The organism is Cobetia sp. BL01, from assembly GCF_056493605.1.
The window spans coordinates 55,049-72,950 of record NZ_JBVBEE010000008.1; the positions used below are offsets into that span (position 1 = coordinate 55,049).

Consider the following 17,902-nt stretch of genomic DNA (forward strand, 5'->3'; position numbering starts at 1 on the left):
CGAGGATGGGGCGGAGAACATGACGGCCAGTTGCCGATGCCCCTGTTGATCTGGGCAGGCAGGCCGCGCGTTGCAGCAGAGACTGCGCGCGAACCATTAAGACAGCATTAAGTGAGGCTCAGATGACACCCGCCAATGCAGAAAGCCCCCGTCGCGCGGGGCGACGAGGGCTTCCTCAAGGGTCCATGATGCTGCCGGAGACTGTGCTGCAAAGGCCTCGGCGAGAGCCGGCGTCAAGGTCAGTCGTGATTCTGCCAGTGGTCTCGCCCCCACTGCCGGCGCTCGGCGGGCGTCAAGAAGGTCCAGACCACACAGCGACTGATCTTCTGTCCCTGGGACATCTCGATCACCCGCACCTCGCTGGCACCGCTTGCCGCCAATGCCTGCTTGATCCCCGGCAGACTGCTGGCATGCGCCACCAGCGAGCTGAACCACAGGCAGCGCGACGCCACGTCACGACTCTCGCTGACCATGCGCGTCACGAAGGCTTCCTCTCCTCCCGGGCACCAGAGTTCGGCCGCCTGACCTGCGAAATTCAGCGCGGGTGCCGACTGGGCGCTGTGTCGGCGAGACCTGTCGACCCTGGATCTGTCGTCACCAGCCCGCTCCTGGCGAGTCCTGCCCTTGCGTGAGGCATTGCCGCGCTGCTGGCGCGACTTGTCCAGCCCCCGCCATTTGCGCTGCGCTTCACGCGCCATGTCAGCTTCGCTGGCATGGAATGGTGGATTGCACAGCACCAGATCGAAGCGTTCCGCCTGCCCCCAGAGCCCGGCGAAGAGCGCACGCCGATCCCGTTGCAGACGCAGCTCGATCTGACCACGCAGCACCGCATTGGCCATCACGTTGCGGTGGGCCGATTCCAGCACCGTGGCACTGATGTCACTGCCGACCATCTGCCAGCCGAAGCTGCGATTGGCCAGCAACGGATAGATGACATTCGCGCCGACACCGACATCCAGCGCTCTGACTCGCTCCCCCAGGGGCAACTGCCCCCGCCCGTTGGCCTCGACCAGCAGGTCCGCCAGATAGTGCAGATAGTCGGCCCGGCCGGGAATCGGCGGACATAGATAGCCCGCGGGAATGTCCCAGTCGCTCACCCCGTAGTGATGACGGAGCAAGGCGCGATTGAGGGCCTTGACGGCCATCGGGTCCGAGAAATCGATCGAGGCGTTGCCGCCCGGTGTCGTGATGAGAAAGGCCGCCAGTTCCGGGCTGACCCGAGTCAGCGCCGACATGTCATAACGCCCCCGATGGGGATTGCGCGGGTGCAGCTCTCCCTTGCGGGCCGGCATCACCTTGACGGGCGCCGCGCTGGAGGTGGCGGGCTTCCCTCGGGAGGCCGGCTGCCGCCTGGCGGGCGAATCGTGTCGGGAAGAGGCATCGGACTTGGACGGGGAAGCACCGCGTGGGCGGCGCGAAGAGGAGGACATGACGACATACCAGGCAATGACGGGGCCCGCCATCTTACCAGAGGGCGCAGTGACAGGCGGCTACCCTCGGGCAACTTTGCCCACCGCAGACGTCCTGTGCTTGGAAAACGCCCATGGGAGGACGTTCACGGCGAGAATTCACCACCATCCGGCGGGAGCCGCGAGAGCTGCGAGAGCCACAAGTGCGATAAGCGAGGGCCCGCCAGACGAGGCGCGGCTCAACCAGGGGCTTTGCTCAACCAGGGTCACTGCTCAATCAAGGTCACGGCTCAACCAGGGTCACCGCTCAACCAAGGTCACTGCCGATCAGTGCCCCACGCGCGTTGGCACGCTGGTCGACTCGGCGCGCCTGGGCACGGCGTGCCGCGGGACGGTCGATGGCCAGCGGGCAATTGCTGCAATAGCCAAGGCATTCGATACGGTAACGCACGCAGCATACCTTGCGGGGCACATGCCGTTCGCCATGGCGGTCCATCACCTCGCTGACCGGCTGATACAGCGGATTGCGCCGCCCGTCCGCCAGCACCCTGGTCGCCATCAGCTGGCGTGCCGGCGCGGCCTGCGCGACCCACCCCTGCTCCTCCAGCATGCCGACGATGTACACGAAGTAATGTGCCGCGTTGCTCCAGAAGACCTTGGGACCCAGCGGGGTATGCGGCACGAGGCGCTCAATGACGGCCTCGAGATGCGCCAGATAGCCCTGGAAGCGCACCTGCAGCCGCGCCTCCTCCTCTGCCGCCGCGATATCTGCCGTGAGGCTGACGCCCTGACCTGCCGCGTCATCGAGTATCAGCTGGGTGACCACACCATGCTCGCCAAGGCGCAGCGAGAGATGGCGCAGCTCCAGCGGCAGTTGATGGTCGAGCAGCAGATTGGCCGCCAGTGGCAGCGATACCATCGAGGACAACAGGTACTTGGACCACTGGGAAAGCAGTGCCCGCTCATCCGGTGCCTCCGCGCCCTGCTGCCCCTCGTACTGCATGCCATGTGCGGCGATGCAGGCCGAAAGCCAGCCGGGGCTGAGCACATCACGTGCCGGCACGACACGGTCCAGCGATGACTCGCCACCTGCCTGCGCCTGAGCGCTGGTAGTGATCAGGTCCCGATAGGCAACCATCGGACCGGCAAAGAGCGGGGAAAGCGCGTCGATCATCGGTAGGCTCGCAGACATGAGGAGACGGACGGTGCCTCACATACTAACGAAAACTATTAGCATTTGCATATCAAAAAAGCGTGATGGACCTCAGGCGTGTCTTCCCTCTCTCGCCAAGCCTGCCGCCCGTCAGAGCCTGCCATCCCGGCATAGCCGACGCCTGACCCAGGCATCATAGAGACGGGTCAAGGTCGGCTCGATCAGCGGACGAGTGATCAACCACCCCAGCCAGGCAAGGCCGGGGAGACGGGCCAGCAGCAGACGGTACGCCGGCATGCCATCGCAGATCCGCTCATCGGCCGTCTCGACATGCAATGACAGCAGCGCGCGCTGCAGGGGGATGCCCCGCGCGGCGAGACGCTCGGCATGCTCCGTCGCATCCCACCACTCGACGCCAGCATCGTGGCGCGACAGTCGCTCATAGCGTGCACGCTCACGCCGACATACGGGACAGCGTGCATCGTAGTAGACCTTGAGGGCCGCCCGAGACGGCGGCCGGGCGGAATCCGACATGCTCTGGCTCTCCGGGGGATGAATGTCAGCGTCTGGCCATCAGGGCTGCTGATCAGAGCTGGCGATCAGGGCTGGTGATCAGGGCTGGCGCAGGGCCACGGCTCAGGAAGCCGCGCCGATCCGCTCGGAATACTGCTTGTCTTCATAGCGATGCAGCGGCGCATCCTCGCCACAGTCCGGCGTGGTCTGGAAGGTCTTGCGCACGTCGAGCACGCCCAGGCTCTGGATGGTGCGACGCCCCAGCAGTACCGGGTAATTCATGCCATCACGATCCCGCAGACTGAACTGCTCCTCGTAACGTTCGCCCCCCATGCACAGGGTCATCAGGACCACCGGGCGCGTATCACGTCCGCCGGCACCGGAGACGGTCAGGTCACGATAGAGCGGGCGCTCGAAGGAATTCTCGACCATGTCGCCGCTGGCCTCATCCTCGACCTCCACGTCAAAGCGCACCCATTCCTCGTCGTCACGCGTGAACGTCTCGATGTTCTCGGCATGCATCGAGGACGTCAGCGCGCCGCTGTCCAGCTTGGCCTTGACCAGCACACCCCAGGGCTCGATGGTCGCCTTCTCCACCCAGCCGAAGACCTTGTCCTCCTCGGCCTGAGCCGCCGTTGGCAATGCCAGCGAGGCGATCAGCCCGAGCCCGGCAGCCCCGGCAAATTGACGGGTGACGCGCGAAAGAGAGCGTGAAAGAGAACGTGAAAGAAAGGTAGCAGCGTGTCTCGACATCGTGACTCCTGATAAAGGTGGCGACATTGCCAGCGCAACGTCCAACATCTTTCACCATGGAGGTTTGCACCAAGGTTAACAAGCCATGAGAGCACCACATGACATGTCATCGCGCCGCTACGTTGCGTTTGTGCTCCCTTGATCTCGCGCGCCTTGTCCATCAGGTATCACTGAGTGCCCGGGCATTGCCTCGCTGAGATCGCCTTGCTGAGATCAGCGCCATGTCATCACTGCAGGAACACCGGCGCCGGGCCATCCGTGCCATCCCATCAGAATGCCCGATACGACAGGAGGTCCCATGCAATCCGCGCTACGTGATCTACTTTCCGACTGGAGCCTGTTTCTCGGCTGGTTACTGCTCATGCTGCCGTCACTGGTCTGGGTCCTGCGTGACCTGACGACCAGCAATGCCCATCTGGCGCCGATGATGAAGTGGGTCTGGGGGCTGACCACGCTGTACTCCGGAATAGTGGGCCTTCTCGTCTATCGCTTTGCCGGGCGCCGCCAGATCGCGGACAACCGTGATGCACGCAAGGGACTGAGAAGCGTCGCGCACTGCTATTCGGGCTGTGGACTCGGGGAGTTCGTGGGGGTTGTGCTGGCGGTGGGTCTGCTGGCACTGGGCAACTTCGCGACGGCGATCATCACCTTCCTCTTCGCCTACCTGTTCGGCTTCCTGCTGACCGTCGGCCCGATGCTTCAGGCCGGCAGCGATGACAAGCGCAAGGTCATCCAGGATGCGTTCAGAAGCGAGACCGCCTCGATCTTCGTCATGGAGCTGGTGGCCATCTCGGTCGACCTGTGGCTGGGAGGCAGATCAGGCATGCATGACGCCCTGTTCTGGAATTCGATGGTCATCTCGCTGAGCCTTGGCCTGCTCGCCGCCTGGCCCGTCAATGTCTGGCTGGTGAAGCGTGGCATCAAGGGAGGCATGGCCGACCCACGCGAGACGGACCCGCATGCCCAGCATCACGCGCACTGCTGAGCCAGTCGCCGTGATGGTGGCTTGGTCTGCACTGCCCTCACGCTTTCCTCGTGCTGCTCTTGCGACGATCTCGCCTCGCTTTCTTGAACGTACCGCTTCCTTGAACGTACCGCCTTCTTGAAAGAGCAGACATGAAAAGGCCCCGCCGGGGGAACCGGCGGGGCCTTGCGGGCTATCGTCTCAATGGCTCATGCCACGGGACCTGCCTTGATGCACAGCTCGATCAGACGAACTCGCCATTGTGATGGACCTGCTGCACGTCTTCGCAGTCATCGAGCATCTCGAGCATCTTGTTGAGCAGCTCGGCGTCGTCACCGCTGACCTCGGTGTGGATCTGCGGGATGAAGCTGATCTCGTCGACTTCGAAATCAAGGTCTTCCCCGAAGAGATCGGTCAGTGCGCCCTTGGCCTTGAAGTGCTCGGTGGTCGGCGTCAACACGGTGATGATGCCGTCATCCAGCTCGATGTCGCTGACATCGACGTCAGCTTCCATCAGTGCCTCGAGCACCTTCTCCTCGTCGTCTTCCGCACCCTTGAAGGACAGGATGGCGCGGTGATCGAACATGTGCGAGACCGAACCCTGGGCGCCCAGCTTGCCCTTGCCCTTGTTGAAGCAGGTACGCACTTCACCGAAGGTACGGTTGTTGTTGTCGGTCAGGCAATCGACGATGACCATGACATTGCCCGGACCGAAACCTTCATAGCGGGCCAGCGCGAAATCTTCACCGCCGGCGCCCTTGGCCTTGTCGATGGCCTTGTCGATGACGTGAGTCGGCACCTGATCCTTCTTGGCCTTCTCGATCAGACGACGCAGGCTCAGGTTACCGTTGGGGTCGACACCACCGCTCTTGGCCGAGACGTAGATCTCGCGTCCGTAGCGTGAATATACGCGCGCCTTGTTGAGTGAAGTACGCGCCATTGACTCTTTACGGTTCTGGAATGCTCTTCCCATGCAAGTCGACTCTTGTCCGCCTGAATTCAAATGCCCTTGCGATCGTGTCGCGGGACCTGATGCACCGCCGCCACCTGGCCGCGATGCATTGCTGCAGGGAATAGTAACGCAGACCGCGCTCTGCGTCGCCATCGCGCCGCCCTGCTCGGCGCGGACTTGAGGGTTGTGTGCATGTGCCCGGCGCGATTGTCGGCGCGGCAAGGCACTGCCTCACAGGCAGTTGGTCGGCTTGGGCAGTCCTGCCAGGCGCGCGCCCACCTTGGGGGGGCTGTCTGGAAACAGGCGCATCAGATGCAGCGAGCGCCCCTTTTCCGGCCCGAAGCGCTGGGTCATCGCCTTGGTCAGCGGCCGCATGGCCGGGGAAAGCGAGAAACGCTGATAGAAATCCCGCAATACCTCGATGACCTCCCAGTGTTCGGGGGTCAACTCACGGCCTTCTTCCGCCGCCAGCCGCTCGGCCAGCGCAGGGCTCCAGTCCTCGAGATCCACCAGATACCCCTCGGCATCCAGACCGATCTCACGTCCGTCGAGAGAAAGCGTACGTACCGTTTCACTGCTGGCCATTGCTCATCCTGATGTTTCGTTCCACTCAAGAAATGACATGCGACATGTCTGTCCGGCTGACGTGACACATCGCGCCGCTCAGAACCAGGAGATCGTCTTGTCCGCGGCCTCGGTCAGCGCGACGAAGCCATCCACGTCCACCACGATCACGCTCGCGCTACAACGGCCCGACAGGCCACGTGACTCGAGATCCTCACGCAAGGCGAACAGACGCCCTTCCAGGCCGACGAAATAGTGCTCCGCGCCAGCCAATGCGCCGTTGACACCATCCTCGATCAGCAGCAGCTGGTCCTCGGGCCCCATGGCATTGAGCGCATCATCCAGAATGCGACTGGAAAATGGCGAGCGATTGAGAAGATGAAGATTCATGCAATTATCCAGTCAAGGGAGGCAGGAGTGCGCGGGACAGAGACGCGCCTGCGAAAGGCGTGAGCCGCACGCCCGCCAGTGCGATCTTGCGCCCGAAGCGCGAGCGCGAGGGTGATGATGGCGGAGCATACCAGCCGCACGCCCGAGCGTCAGGCAGACCTCAGAAGCTCAAGACCCGCGAGAAGGCGCCGGTCAGCGCCACGATATCGTCGTGCTCCATCAGGGTCACCGGCAACAAGGCGATATCCTCGACGCTCAGGCCCCGTGCGCGCAGGGCGGCGGCATCCACATAACAGCGCTGGACATCGTACATGTCCAGCGCTGCCAGGAGATTGTCACTGCCCTTCTGCCCCAGCGCGCCCGGTTGCTGGCCTTCCAGCAGGGCCAATACGCCATCCCCACTGAACAGCAACCCGACCTCGCGCCCGAAGGCCGCCGCGACCATCGCCGCCTCCAGCCCCTCGCGCAGCCAGCTGCTGCCATGCGGCGCGTGACGCAACAGGATCAACAGATCGCCCGGCGCGAGGTCATCGCTCACCTGCCCAAGGTCGGCAGCGTGCGTCGCTGTCTGTGACATCGCATCACTCATGGTGCTCTCCTCAGGCGAAGGTGATCAGGTGGTCATTCTCGAGCGTGGCTTCCACCAGCTGCCCGAGTCCGGTCAACTCGAAGGGCGCCTCGAGGGTCGCCCCCTGCTTGCCGTGTCGCGCGGCTTCACGCTCATCGAGCATGCCACGCCTGAGCCCTGCTGCCACGCACACCTGCAGACGGGTCTCGCCCTGCTCCGCCAGCGCGATCCAGCGGTCCCGCAGATGTGGCTCATCCTGAGGAGGTGCCATCATCGTCGCCGCGTTGTAGACGCCGTCGTGATAGAAGAACACCGTGCTCAGACGATGCCCGCGGGCCAGCAACGCCTCGGCGAAGCGCAGGGCCGAATGACTGGCCTGCTGACTGTAGGGACCGCCGTAGACGGCCAGAGCGTAACGCATGTGAACCTCGAGTCGGCTGCGCATTGAGGGCGACATTCTAGCGCGAGTGGTGGCATCTGTCAGAGCCCCGCATCGCCACCACCGCCGCCGCGACGTACCGCCGATCCCTGCCGCCGCGCCGTGTCCATGCCCCACAACGCAACGACCCCGCCGAGGCGGGGTCGTTGATGCAATGCTTGCGGGGTAGCGTCTGACGATCAATCGTCGGATGCAAAGCCCAGCAGCGCCAGCAGGCTGACGAACATGTTGTAGATGGAGACGTACAGGCTGACCGTCGCCAGCAGATAGTTGGTCTGCCCGCCATGGATGATCTGGCTGGTCTCGAACAGGATCGCCGCGGAGGCGAACAGCACGAAGCCGGCCGATACTGCCAGCGCCAGACCACTGATGTTGAAGATCATCGCCGCCAGCATCGCCAGAATCAGCACGATGGCACCCGCGAACAGGAAGTTGCCAAGGAACGAGAAGTCCTTGCGCGTCACCAGTGCGACCGCGGACAGACCGGCAAAGGTGATGCCTGTCATGCCGAGTGCCGTCATCACCAGCTGAGCGCCGTTGGGCATGCTCAGGTAGGCATTGAGCACCGGGCCGAGCGTGAAGCCCATGAAGCCGGTGAAGGCGAAGGTCGCGAAGATGCCGGCGGTGGAATTCGCGGTCTTGTGGACCAGGAACATCAGACCGTAGGCACCGATCAGCAGCACGAAGATGTTCATGCGGCCCACGCCCATGCTCATCGCCACGCCAGCGGTGAGCGCAGAGAACAGCAGCGTCATCGCCAGCATCATGTAAGTGTTGCGCAGTACCCGGTGGGTACTGAGTGAGCGGCTCGCGGTATCCTGCGAGACCTGCCAGGAGCTGTTAGCCATGGTGTCTATCCTCAGGTTGCTACGATGGATGCATCGAATTGACCCCAGCATGCCCGTCGGGGTTTCCCTAATCAAGAGACAGGACGATGAAAAGCCCGTTTCATGCAACTATCCAGCGCGCAAAAGGCAACCTCATCCTCGCTCTCCCCGCACAGTGTGGCACTCGCTACCTTTCAAGCATCTGAACGGAAAGGAAATTCACCCCAAGTCCTTGACGCGGCCAGAGAAATCCGTAGTATTTCATCCCGTGAGTCGGAGGGATGGCAGAGCGGTTGAATGCACCGGTCTTGAAAACCGGCGTAGGTTAATAGCCTACCCAGGGTTCGAATCCCTGTCCCTCCACCACCTTGATTCCAAAAGCCCCGTCTACTTCAGGTAGGCGGGGCTTTTTCGTGCTCACCCTGTCGCCTGGCAGCCGGCAGCGCTCAAGGGTGTTTGATGATCACCGCAAGTGATTGTCCGCGATGGCTTTTCCGAAGATTTTTCTTCGCCCACCTCTTGCTATTCTCATCAGTTTCGGTAGTATTTCGCTCCGTGAGTCGGAGGGATGGCAGAGCGGTTGAATGCACCGGTCTTGAAAACCGGCGTAGGTTAATAGCCTACCCAGGGTTCGAATCCCTGTCCCTCCACCACCTTGAATTCCGAAAGCCCCGTCTACTTCAGGTAGACGGGGCTTTTTCATTGCACACCTGCCTGCAGTGGCCATTCCTCATGGCATCCTCCCGGGGAGGTACAATGGATCACTCAACGCCTTGCGACACCCCGTGGTCGTACAATCCCTCCTCCCCTTGAAAAATCGAGACACCATGCCATTTTCCGCCCTTGGATTGAGCGACCCCATCGTCAAGGCTGTTACCGAGCAGGGTTATCAGACCCCGACCCCGATTCAGGCGCAGGCGATTCCCGTCGTGCTGGCCGGCGACAACCTGATGGCCGCCGCGCAGACCGGCACCGGCAAGACGGCAAGCTTCGTGCTGCCCCTGCTGCAACAACTGATAGACGCCCCCGAGGTCCGCGCCAAGCGAGTGCATGCCGTCATCCTGACGCCGACGCGTGAGCTGGCCATCCAGGTGGAAGACAACATCCGCCAATATGCCGCACATCTCACGCTCAGCTCCATGGCGATGTATGGCGGCGTGGACATCGCCCCGCAGCAACAGCGCCTGATCGAAGGCGTGGACATTCTGGTCGCGACGCCAGGGCGTCTTCTCGACATGTTGACCCGACGCGCGATCCATCTCGACGAGACACGCACCCTCGTCATCGATGAAGCTGACCGCATGCTCGACATGGGCTTCATCGCCGACATCAACAAGATCGTCGAGAAACTGCCCAGCCAACGTCAGAATCTGCTGTTCTCCGCCACTCTGTCGACCCAGGTACGCATGCTGGCCAGAACGGCGGTGACGGACGCCGTGGAGATTTCCATCGCGCCGGAAAACACCAGCGCTCCCGAGATCACCCAGAGCCTGATCACGGTCGACAAGGAATTCAAATCCGCGTTGCTCAGCCACCTGATCCAGAGTGGCGAGTGGCAGCAGGCGCTGATCTTCATCGAGACCAAGCGCGGTGCGGCCAAGCTGGTCAGCCAGCTGGAGAAGCGCGGCATTGGCGCCGAATCCTTCCACAGCGGACGCAGCCAGGCGGTCCGCGAGCAGCTGCTGGCAGACTTCAAGGCAGGCAAGGTGCCATTTCTGGTGGCGACGGGCGTCGCGGCGCGCGGCATCGACATCGATGACCTGCAGCGGGTGGTCAACTATGACCTGCCGGATGAGGCAGAGAACTATGTGCACCGTATCGGACGCACCGGACGCGCCGGGGCAAGCGGTGAAGCCATCTCACTGGTATCGCGTGATGATTTCCGCAACCTGTGCGCCATCGAGCAGCATCTGGGCAACTTCATCGAGCGTGTGGTGATCGAAGGGTTCGAGCCCGGACTCGCCGTGCCCGCCTCGACGATGGACCCGCTGCCACGCAAGCCGGCCCGCGCTCGCCGCCGACCTGCCGGCAAGCGCTGAGCCATTCGCGCACCGTACGCGACACCGCGACAGTGGAACCTCCTCCACTGTCGCTCTCACTGCTGATCATCGCCTCACGACCTGCTGCCGTGAGATTCGCTGCTGCGCGATACCGGCCCCAGCTGGTTGTCGCTGACGAAACGATTGCAGCCTTCGCGCTTGGCGCGGAACAGGTTGACGTCCGCCTTGGCGATCAGGCTTTCCAGATCCTTGTCCCCCGACTGGCGCTGGGCGACGCCGATCGAGAGACTGACATCGAGACTGTTGATGCCGTCATTGATGACGAAGGGCAATGCCGAGGCCCCCTTGCACAGACGCTCCGCCACCTGGTCGGCGCGCTCACCATGCAGCCGCGGACTCAGCAGCACGAACTCCTCCCCGCCATAGCGACCGATCAGATCCTCTCCGCGCAGGATACTGCGCATGCGCTTCACCAGCTCCTTGAGCACCTGGTCGCCCGCCGCGCGTCCCCAGGTCTCGTTGATCAGCCCCAGGTGGTCGACATCCACCATCATCACGCTGATGGGCTGTGTTCCCATCAACATCTCACGCCCCTTGTCGATCAGTTCCGCGCGACTCAGCGCCCCGGTCAACTCATCGAACCGCTCGCGTGACTCGAAACGCTGGCGCAAGCGATCCGCCGACCACCCCATCTGTACCAGCACGAGGGTGAAGAACACGGTCAGAACGCAGAGATTGATCAGTCGGAACGCGAATGCCCACCCGGGCGGCAGCGGATTGGCCACCCCCTGGAACATCAACACGACATAGGCCAGCAGCGGCATGCTCAGGCAGATGAGACACAGCAGCAGACGTCGCGTGAAGGGCATGCGAATGCAGTAGATGCACAGCAGCGCACCGAAATAGAAATAATCGAAACCGGGGGCTGGACCGAAATAGCCCAGGGACAGACTTATCTGGGCACAGGTACCCAATGCCAGCAGGTTGGCGGCCAGTACCTCTCGGCGCGCGCGATGCAGCTGCAGACAGACAAGGTCCACCACCAGCATGCCCAGATCCAGCGCCAGAATGCCCATCTCTCCCAGCCAGAGCATCAGACCGGCATACAGCAGGTGACTCGCTATCGCGAGCACATACACCACATTGAAGGTGGCGTGGAAGGTCTTCTCGTCCTCGGTGAGGCCTGGTGGGAAATCCTCGAATCGCAACAGCCAGCGCGCAAGGTGTGGATGTGGACTGCCCATGAGACTATCTCCTTGGCTGCTGACCACCATTCGTGGCCAGCCAGACCAGGCGGGTAAAGGCCTGACGAGCCAAGGGTACGTCATCCCTCAGTCGAAAGGAGATCAGCACATTACACGCAATGCATAAACCCGCCACCAAGCGCCGAGCCAGCCTGGCGTCACGACAGGCAGAACCGGGCCACGACGCAAAGAACCGCGTCAATGCAGGCGCAGCCCCACCTTGGTGATGCGATTGCCCTCGACCTCATTCACCACCCAGTGAATGCCATGCCAGTCGACATCATCCCCGACCACCGGCACCCCGCCGACTCTGCGGGTGATGAACTCGGCGATGGTCAGGTGCTGCTCGCCCTGAGAGAGCGTCAGTCCGTAGACATCGGCGATATCCTGCATGTTGGCATCCCCTTCCAGGGTGAAGGTGCCGAAGAAGGCGCGCTGTTCATGCTGCAGACTCTCGCCATTGAACATGCGATTGAGGCTTGGCACATCACAGGAGCGACCGACGACGCACAGCACGTCCTTCTGATGCAGACAGGTGCTGCCCTTGGGATGGATCAGCACCTTGTTGCGGAACAGTGCCCCGACCTTGGCCCCGGAGGGGAAGCGCAGCATGCGCAATGCCACGCCTTCCAGCGCCGTGTTGTCGACCCGGTAGACCAGCATCTCGTAATCGTTGACGGGCATGATGCCCAGCAGATTGCGGCGGCTGGGCTGTGCGCCCGGCGGCACCACCACCCTGAGCTTGCGCGCCATGGGAGCCAGCGACGAGCCCTGCACCAGCAGCGAGATGATCACCACGAAGAAGGCGACATTGAAGTAGACGCCGGCATTCTCGACCCCGGTGATCACCGGGAAGATCGCCAGCACGATCGGCACCGCCCCCCTCAACCCGACCCAGCTGATGAACCACAGCTCTCGCCAGCGGAAGCGGAAGAAAGGCTTGAGACACAGGATCACGGCCAGGGGGCGCACGAACAGGATCAGCGCCACACTCAGAATGGCGGCCGGCAGCGCGAACTGCAGCATCGTGGAGGGTGAGACCAGCAGACCCAGCATCAGGAACAGCACGATCTGGGACAGGTGGGCCAGTCCGTCATGCACCGGCAGGATGTGTTCGAGGTGGCGCCCCGGATGATTGCCGATCATCAGGCCACACAGATAGATGGCCAGGAAGCCACTGCCACCGAGCTCATTGGTCGTCGCGAACAGACTCAGGCCCAGCGCCAGCGCCAGCAGGGAATAGAGGCCGGGCGCCAGATCCAGATAGCGCATCAGACGGGCGATCAACCAGCCACCGGCGATCCCCATGCCCGCGCCGACCCCGAACTGCAGCGCGAAGCTCATGAGTCCGGCGGCGACCCCCGACAGCTGTCCGGTCAGTATCTCGGCCAGAGTGATGGTGAGGAAGATGGCCATCGGGTCGTTGGTACCGGACTCGATCTCCAGCGTCGCCCCGACCCGCTCGTTGAGGTGCACCCCCTGCCCGCCCAGTAGCGAGAAGACCGCCGCGGCGTCGGTAGAGCCGACGATGGCCCCGACCAGCAGGCCTTCGATCAGGGTGAGGTCAAACAGCCACATGGCCAGCAGCCCCACCAGCCCGCTGGTCATGAAGACCCCGACGGTCGCCAGCACCAATGCCGGCTTGAGACCCGCGCGGAAGGTCGAGAGACGGGTGCGCAGACCGCCATCGAGCAGAATGAGTGCCAACGCCAGATTGCCGATCAGGTACGCGGTAGAGGCATCATCGAACTGGATGCCGAGCACGCCATCCTCCCCCGCCAGCATGCCGAGTCCCAGGAACAGCAACAGCAGGGGCATGCCGAGACGAGCCGAGACCCGACTTGCCAGCACGCTCAAGGCGATGAGCATGCCCGCCAGCAAGAAGTAATAGTTCAGATTCTCTACCACGTGTGCTCCCCCGCCATTCCCGGCACCAAGTCTCGAATCACGTCTGCGACGGCCCAGAGACAGTATTCCATGTCAGCGACGAGGCTGCAGAGAAATTTCTCAAATATTCATGGACTTGCGATCAACATGTCAGGCTTCTCGGCGACACCCAGGCCGGGGCTGCCGCCAGCTCGGCGTAGCGGGTCGGACCGAAGGCTTCCATCGCCCACAACAGGGCTCGGCACAGCTCACGCTGACCGTCGATATCGACCATGCGCCCATGACGCGAATAACCGGCGAGGAAGGCCTCACGCTGACTCGGCGTCTCCAGCAACAACTCGATCAGTGCCCAGTCGAACTCGATCGGAGCCCACACCAGTGCCTCCCAGTCGCTCCATACCCAGCCGGTGGCGGCGCACAGATATTGGTCCGCGCGCAGGTCCGGCAGACTCCAGACGGCGCGAGCGGGATGCGAGAAGGTGCGTGATGGCAGGTCCCCCAGCTCGTGGGACAGGGGATGGCGCGCGAGAAAACGCGTCACGCGGGCATTCCAATGCAGCAACGGCATGGGCTGGGCAAGGGGCTGACCAAAGCCGGACACGGTGTCCTGATGCAGCCGCCCGACCTGATCTCCCAGCAACTCACAGAAGGTGTCACTGAGATCACTGGGCTGACCGCTGGACCACGGCAGATGCCAGACGGGCGCGCCATCGAGACGTCCCAGATAGGTCAGCGGCAGCGGAGGGATGGGCAAACGCGCCGGCAACGCGCCCGCCAGCCGTGTCAGGGCCTCAGGTTGCGCCCAGCGATCGGCGCCGAAGACACCGCGCATCGCTCGCCAGAAGGGGTCGTGATCCGGGCCGGTCCGCGCCAGCTTGATCAGGCCGGGGGTGCCGCCACGCTGTCGCCACAACCAGTTGGCACTATCCGGCCAGGCAAGTGCCAGCGGCTCCAGCGCATGCCCCAGATAGGTGGAAAGACGGCGAGTCAGCGCATCCTCCGGCCAGCCATTGGGCACGGATGTCGCGTCTGGCATCACGGGTCGCCGCGGTGGCACGGGATAACCGCTGGAGCAGGTCGAGAGATCCGGGGTATCAGGCATGTTGATCTCCTTGAGGCTGCGATACCTCGATAGCATACCCAACACCGGGCCATGCAGCATAGCCACACGACAGCCACCCCGACGATGGCAGGGATGCAACCGGCGGGCAGGTGACGGTACACTGTCGGCCTGGATGGGGGTGCCCGAAAGTGGGCTGAGAGCCGATGCGTCACGTCGCATGGCAACCCCTGGAACCTGATCCGGTTGATACCGGCGGAGGGAATTCCGGTCACCTGCCCAAGCGTCAGGCGCCCTGCGTGCTTCCTCCCCTCGGCATGCCGCCTGACCACGGATGACACTGTGTCGCTGGGACTCTCCCTCAACAACGCTCGCATCGATTACGCCAGCCATACGCTGTTTCGTGATCTGTCGGCGCGTCTGGATGCCGGAAGCTGGACGGCCCTGCTGGGCCGCTCGGGCTGTGGCAAGAGCTCACTGCTGCGCCTGCTGGCCGGCCTCGAGATGCCCGACCATCACACGCTGGAACTCACCACCGATGACGGCAAGCCACTGGCGGGTCGCGTCGCCTGGATGGCGCAGCAGGACCTGCTGCTGCCCTGGCGCCGGGTGCTGGACAATCTGTGTCTGGGAGATGACCTCCATCGTCGCCCCCGCGATACCGAGCGGGCCCGCGAACTGCTGGCAGCGGTGGGTCTGGAGGGGCGCGAGCAGGCCTGGCCAGACTCCCTCTCCGGCGGGCAACGCCAACGCGTTGCATTGGCGCGAACGCTCTATCAGCAGGCTCCGGTGGTGATGATGGATGAACCCTTCTCCGCAGTGGACGCCATCACGCGACTCGAACTGCATGATCTCGCCAGCCGGCTGCTGGACGGACGCACCGTGCTGATGGTCACGCATGACCCGCTCGAGGCGTTGCGCCTGGCCGACCAACTGCTAGTGCTGCGTCCGGGCCGCGACAGCCAGCAGGGGGCAGTGCTCGACCGCTTGCCGGGGCTCTCGCCGCCTCGCCCGGTGCCGCTGGACCTGCCCGCCCTGCAGCAGGCCCAGTCCGAATTGATCACACGCCTGCGCGACGGCGAGGAGACGCAATGAAACGCCTGCATGCCCTGCGTCATCTCGCCATCAGCGCCGCCGTCCTGCTGGGACTCTGGCAACTGGTGATCATCACCACGGCCGTGCCGCCCTACATCCTGCCAGCGCCACTGGCAGTCGCGGAGGTGCTGGTCCGTCAGGCTCCGATGCTGGCACACCACGCCGGCATCACCTTCGCCGAGATTCTTGGCGGGCTGGTACTGGGGGTCCTTCTCGGACTGAGCACCGCGCTGGCACTGGCGTTCATCCCCCGTCTGCGGCGCACCCTGCTGCCATTGCTGCTGATCAGCCAGGTGATCCCGCTGTTCGCGATCGCTCCACTGCTGGTGCTGTGGCTGGGCTATGACATGCTCTCCAAGGTCGTGATGGCCACGCTGATCATCTATTTCCCCGTGGCCTCCACCGGCTACGACGGCCTGCGCCAGACCCCTCAGGGCTGGCTGGATCTCGCCCATACCCTGGGTGCCAGCCCGTGGCGACTGCTGCTGCATGTCCAACTGCCCGCCGCGCTGCCGGCATTGGCCTCCGGCGTGCGCATGGCAGCGACAGCCGCCCCCATCGGGGCCGTCATCGGTGAGTGGGCCGGCGCAAGTCAGGGCCTCGGCTATCTGATGCTCAATGCCAATGCCCGCATGGAAATCGACCTGATGTTCGCCGCCCTGCTGGTGCTGGTCGCCTTTTCGCTGCTGCTGTATTTCACGCTGGATGCCCTGCTGCGTCGCCTGATGCCCTGGCATCGGGATCGCCTGACCCGTTTGAACTGAGCGCTTCCGGCTGTCAGGCGATGCCCTGACGGTCTCACATTCTTGACACCACAAGGAATACCGCCATGCCATTCTCGCCATCGGCGATCCGCCGTTCCAGCAAGCTGTCCTGCCTCTTCGCGACACTGCTGACAACCCTCAGCCTGAGCACCTTCGCCCTGTCAGCCGAGACTGGCGCCAGCGCCGAGCCCCAGGCCCCGACCGCCAGTGACAGTGCAGCGGCAGCGGTCACCCAGACCGGGCAGGACGGTGCCACCCTCGAGCCAGACGCTTCTGCCAAGCAGGCTGCCGAGACCGAGCAACAGACCCGCCCCGCCGCTGGCGATGTGCAGGACCCGCAAGCGGCCGCCACCGATGCCAAGCCCCTCACGCACCTCAAGGTCATGCTCGACTGGTACACCAATCCCGGCCACGGGCCGCTGGTGCTGGCTCAGGAACTGGGCCTGTTCAAGCAACATGGTCTGGACGTCGAGCTGATCGCTCCGGCAGACCCCAGCGTCCCCCCAAAGCTTGCCGCGGCGGAGCGTGTCGACATCGCCATCAGCTATCAGCCCCAGCTGCACCTGCAGGTGGATCAAGGGCTGCCGCTGGTGCGCATCGGCACGCTGGTGGCCACCCCGCTCAACGTGGTGGTGGTACGGGCTGACAGTGACATCCAGTCGATGGCCGACCTCAAGGGCAAGCGCGTCGGCTATTCCGTCGGTGGCGTGGAGGAAGTCCTGCTGTCCACCATGCTCCAGAACAGCGGCCTGACACTGGATGACATCACCCTGACCAACGTCAACTTCTCGCTGACGCCGTCACTGCTGACCCGCAAGGTCGATGCCGTCACCGGGGCATTCCGCAACTTCGAACTCGCCCAGATGGCACAGGAAGGCGTCAAGGGCCGCGCCTTCTACATCGAGGAAGAAGGCGTGCCGACCTATGACGAACTGATCTTCGTCGCCAACAGCGACAGCTATTCTCGCAAGCACGAGCAGTACGCCGCCTTCCTGTCCGCCGTCGGTGAAGCCACCGCCTGGATAATCAACCACCCTGACAAGGGCTGGAAGCTGTTCCGCGAGTCCGACCCGGCACTCGATACCGCGCTCAACAAGAAAGCCTGGTATGCCACCTTGCCGCGCTTCGCCCTGCGTCCGGCCGCACTGGATGCCGGCCGCTACCGTGACTTCGAGAACTTCCTGTACGAGCGCGGCATGATCAAGCAGCGCCAGTCACTCGACCACCTGGCCATCGACGTCAACGCGCCCTGAATAGACGGCCGATGACAGACACGACGACGCCCTGCCGGTTTCCCGACAGGGCGTCGTTTGCTTTCCG

At 63.5% G+C, this 17,902-nt stretch carries 18 protein-coding genes, 2 tRNA genes and 1 riboswitch; of the genes, 7 read left to right on the plus strand and 13 right to left on the minus strand.

Going from position 1 to position 17,902, the window contains the following annotated elements:
- Window positions 1-239: 239 nt before the first annotated feature.
- The 4 genes from rlmF to rloA3 form a co-directional block, all read right to left on the minus strand.
- Window positions 240-1,430, minus strand: coding sequence for a 23S rRNA (adenine(1618)-N(6))-methyltransferase RlmF (rlmF, locus tag ACZYGA_RS13725; protein ID WP_479399411.1), 1,191 nt, complete (start codon window positions 1,428-1,430; stop codon window positions 240-242).
- 286 nt (window positions 1,431-1,716) lie between these two features.
- On the minus strand, window positions 1,717-2,583 hold the full coding sequence (fhuF, locus tag ACZYGA_RS13730; RefSeq protein ID WP_479399412.1) for a siderophore-iron reductase FhuF: 867 nt from the start codon (window positions 2,581-2,583) through the stop codon (window positions 1,717-1,719).
- 129 nt (window positions 2,584-2,712) lie between these two features.
- Window positions 2,713-3,096, minus strand: coding sequence for a thiol-disulfide oxidoreductase DCC family protein (locus ACZYGA_RS13735; protein WP_077372815.1), 384 nt, complete (start codon window positions 3,094-3,096; stop codon window positions 2,713-2,715).
- Between the two features lie 102 nt (window positions 3,097-3,198).
- Complete coding sequence (gene rloA3 / locus ACZYGA_RS13740) at window positions 3,199-3,828, minus strand: retropepsin-like aspartic peptidase RloA3 (RefSeq protein WP_084208987.1); 630 nt, start codon at window positions 3,826-3,828, stop codon at window positions 3,199-3,201.
- 298 nt (window positions 3,829-4,126) lie between these two features.
- On the opposite strand from rloA3, the gene ACZYGA_RS13745 reads away from it, so the two are divergent.
- On the plus strand, window positions 4,127-4,813 hold the full coding sequence (locus ACZYGA_RS13745) for a DUF4396 domain-containing protein (RefSeq protein WP_084208988.1): 687 nt from the start codon (window positions 4,127-4,129) through the stop codon (window positions 4,811-4,813).
- A gap of 223 nt (window positions 4,814-5,036) precedes the next feature.
- Here ACZYGA_RS13745 and ACZYGA_RS13750 read toward each other — a convergent pair whose 3' ends face one another.
- The 6 genes from ACZYGA_RS13750 to ACZYGA_RS13775 all read right to left on the minus strand — a co-directional run bounded on the left by ACZYGA_RS13750 (window position 5,037) and on the right by ACZYGA_RS13775 (window position 8,553).
- Window positions 5,037-5,765 carry a YebC/PmpR family DNA-binding transcriptional regulator gene (locus ACZYGA_RS13750; RefSeq protein WP_077372806.1) on the minus strand — a complete coding sequence of 243 codons (729 nt, stop codon included), beginning with the start codon at window positions 5,763-5,765 and terminating at the stop codon, window positions 5,037-5,039.
- A 210-nt stretch (window positions 5,766-5,975) separates the two neighbouring features.
- On the minus strand, window positions 5,976-6,329 hold the full coding sequence (locus ACZYGA_RS13755; protein WP_077372803.1) for a TusE/DsrC/DsvC family sulfur relay protein: 354 nt from the start codon (window positions 6,327-6,329) through the stop codon (window positions 5,976-5,978).
- 78 nt (window positions 6,330-6,407) lie between these two features.
- Complete coding sequence (gene tusB / locus ACZYGA_RS13760) at window positions 6,408-6,698, minus strand: sulfurtransferase complex subunit TusB (RefSeq protein ID WP_084208989.1); 291 nt, start codon at window positions 6,696-6,698, stop codon at window positions 6,408-6,410.
- Window positions 6,699-6,858: 160 nt separating this feature from the next.
- The gene (tusC, locus tag ACZYGA_RS13765; RefSeq protein WP_255317648.1) at window positions 6,859-7,287 is read right to left on the minus strand and encodes a sulfurtransferase complex subunit TusC; all 429 of its coding nucleotides are present in this window, start codon (window positions 7,285-7,287) and stop codon (window positions 6,859-6,861) included.
- Window positions 7,288-7,297: 10 nt separating this feature from the next.
- Complete coding sequence (gene tusD, locus ACZYGA_RS13770) at window positions 7,298-7,687, minus strand: sulfurtransferase complex subunit TusD (RefSeq protein ID WP_077372797.1); 390 nt, start codon at window positions 7,685-7,687, stop codon at window positions 7,298-7,300.
- A gap of 197 nt (window positions 7,688-7,884) precedes the next feature.
- A complete protein-coding gene (locus tag ACZYGA_RS13775) occupies window positions 7,885-8,553 on the minus strand; it encodes a Bax inhibitor-1/YccA family protein (RefSeq protein ID WP_065392578.1) in 669 nt (222 codons plus the stop codon).
- A gap of 254 nt (window positions 8,554-8,807) precedes the next feature.
- Between ACZYGA_RS13775 and ACZYGA_RS13780 the strand changes: the two genes are divergently transcribed.
- The 3 genes from ACZYGA_RS13780 (at window position 8,808) to ACZYGA_RS13790 (ending at window position 10,571) form a co-directional block, all read left to right on the plus strand.
- Window positions 8,808-8,898 (plus strand) — tRNA-Ser (locus tag ACZYGA_RS13780).
- Window positions 8,899-9,094: 196 nt separating this feature from the next.
- A tRNA-Ser gene (locus tag ACZYGA_RS13785) sits at window positions 9,095-9,185 on the plus strand.
- A 174-nt stretch (window positions 9,186-9,359) separates the two neighbouring features.
- Window positions 9,360-10,571, plus strand: coding sequence for a DEAD/DEAH box helicase (locus tag ACZYGA_RS13790; protein ID WP_479399413.1), 1,212 nt, complete (start codon window positions 9,360-9,362; stop codon window positions 10,569-10,571).
- Window positions 10,572-10,645: 74 nt separating this feature from the next.
- On the opposite strand, the gene ACZYGA_RS13795 is transcribed toward ACZYGA_RS13790, so the two are convergent.
- From ACZYGA_RS13795 to ACZYGA_RS13805, 3 genes are all read right to left on the minus strand, one after another.
- Complete coding sequence (locus ACZYGA_RS13795) at window positions 10,646-11,776, minus strand: GGDEF domain-containing protein (protein WP_167593029.1); 1,131 nt, start codon at window positions 11,774-11,776, stop codon at window positions 10,646-10,648.
- Window positions 11,777-11,974: 198 nt separating this feature from the next.
- On the minus strand, window positions 11,975-13,684 hold the full coding sequence (locus ACZYGA_RS13800; RefSeq protein ID WP_255303023.1) for a potassium/proton antiporter: 1,710 nt from the start codon (window positions 13,682-13,684) through the stop codon (window positions 11,975-11,977).
- A gap of 121 nt (window positions 13,685-13,805) precedes the next feature.
- On the minus strand, window positions 13,806-14,765 hold the full coding sequence (locus ACZYGA_RS13805) for a protein kinase family protein (RefSeq protein WP_084208992.1): 960 nt from the start codon (window positions 14,763-14,765) through the stop codon (window positions 13,806-13,808).
- A 125-nt stretch (window positions 14,766-14,890) separates the two neighbouring features.
- Window positions 14,891-15,004: riboswitch (TPP riboswitch) on the plus strand.
- Window positions 15,005-15,065: 61 nt separating this feature from the next.
- Here ACZYGA_RS13805 and ACZYGA_RS13810 point away from each other — a divergent pair.
- The 3 genes from ACZYGA_RS13810 to ACZYGA_RS13820 all read left to right on the plus strand — a co-directional run bounded on the left by ACZYGA_RS13810 (window position 15,066) and on the right by ACZYGA_RS13820 (window position 17,835).
- Window positions 15,066-15,818: an ABC transporter ATP-binding protein gene (locus tag ACZYGA_RS13810; protein WP_479399415.1), complete on the plus strand. Its 753-nt coding sequence runs from the start codon at window positions 15,066-15,068 to the stop codon at window positions 15,816-15,818.
- The gene (locus tag ACZYGA_RS13815) at window positions 15,815-16,582 is read left to right on the plus strand and encodes an ABC transporter permease (protein ID WP_077372781.1); all 768 of its coding nucleotides are present in this window, start codon (window positions 15,815-15,817) and stop codon (window positions 16,580-16,582) included. The genes ACZYGA_RS13810 and ACZYGA_RS13815 overlap by 4 nt, the downstream gene beginning before the upstream one ends.
- 65 nt (window positions 16,583-16,647) lie before the next feature.
- Window positions 16,648-17,835 carry an ABC transporter substrate-binding protein gene (locus ACZYGA_RS13820; protein WP_479399416.1) on the plus strand — a complete coding sequence of 396 codons (1,188 nt, stop codon included), beginning with the start codon at window positions 16,648-16,650 and terminating at the stop codon, window positions 17,833-17,835.
- The last annotated feature ends 67 nt before the right edge of the window (window positions 17,836-17,902 follow it).

Coding starts and splice junctions, on each gene's coding strand:
- rlmF (WP_479399411.1), bottom strand. CDS start 1,430: ATGTCCTCCTCTTCGCGCCGCCCACGCGGTGCTTCCCCGTCCAAGTCC.
- fhuF (WP_479399412.1), bottom strand. CDS start 2,583: ATGATCGACGCGCTTTCCCCGCTCTTTGCCGGTCCGATGGTTGCCTAT.
- ACZYGA_RS13735 (WP_077372815.1), bottom strand. CDS start 3,096: ATGTCGGATTCCGCCCGGCCGCCGTCTCGGGCGGCCCTCAAGGTCTAC.
- rloA3 (WP_084208987.1), bottom strand. CDS start 3,828: ATGTCGAGACACGCTGCTACCTTTCTTTCACGTTCTCTTTCACGCTCT.
- ACZYGA_RS13745 (WP_084208988.1), top strand. CDS start 4,127: ATGCAATCCGCGCTACGTGATCTACTTTCCGACTGGAGCCTGTTTCTC.
- ACZYGA_RS13750 (WP_077372806.1), bottom strand. CDS start 5,765: ATGGGAAGAGCATTCCAGAACCGTAAAGAGTCAATGGCGCGTACTTCA.
- ACZYGA_RS13755 (WP_077372803.1), bottom strand. CDS start 6,329: ATGGCCAGCAGTGAAACGGTACGTACGCTTTCTCTCGACGGACGTGAG.
- tusB (WP_084208989.1), bottom strand. CDS start 6,698: ATGAATCTTCATCTTCTCAATCGCTCGCCATTTTCCAGTCGCATTCTG.
- tusC (WP_255317648.1), bottom strand. CDS start 7,287: ATGAGTGATGCGATGTCACAGACAGCGACGCACGCTGCCGACCTTGGG.
- tusD (WP_077372797.1), bottom strand. CDS start 7,687: ATGCGTTACGCTCTGGCCGTCTACGGCGGTCCCTACAGTCAGCAGGCC.
- ACZYGA_RS13775 (WP_065392578.1), bottom strand. CDS start 8,553: ATGGCTAACAGCTCCTGGCAGGTCTCGCAGGATACCGCGAGCCGCTCA.
- ACZYGA_RS13790 (WP_479399413.1), top strand. CDS start 9,360: ATGCCATTTTCCGCCCTTGGATTGAGCGACCCCATCGTCAAGGCTGTT.
- ACZYGA_RS13795 (WP_167593029.1), bottom strand. CDS start 11,776: ATGGGCAGTCCACATCCACACCTTGCGCGCTGGCTGTTGCGATTCGAG.
- ACZYGA_RS13805 (WP_084208992.1), bottom strand. CDS start 14,765: ATGCCTGATACCCCGGATCTCTCGACCTGCTCCAGCGGTTATCCCGTG.
- ACZYGA_RS13815 (WP_077372781.1), top strand. CDS start 15,815: ATGAAACGCCTGCATGCCCTGCGTCATCTCGCCATCAGCGCCGCCGTC.
- ACZYGA_RS13820 (WP_479399416.1), top strand. CDS start 16,648: ATGCCATTCTCGCCATCGGCGATCCGCCGTTCCAGCAAGCTGTCCTGC.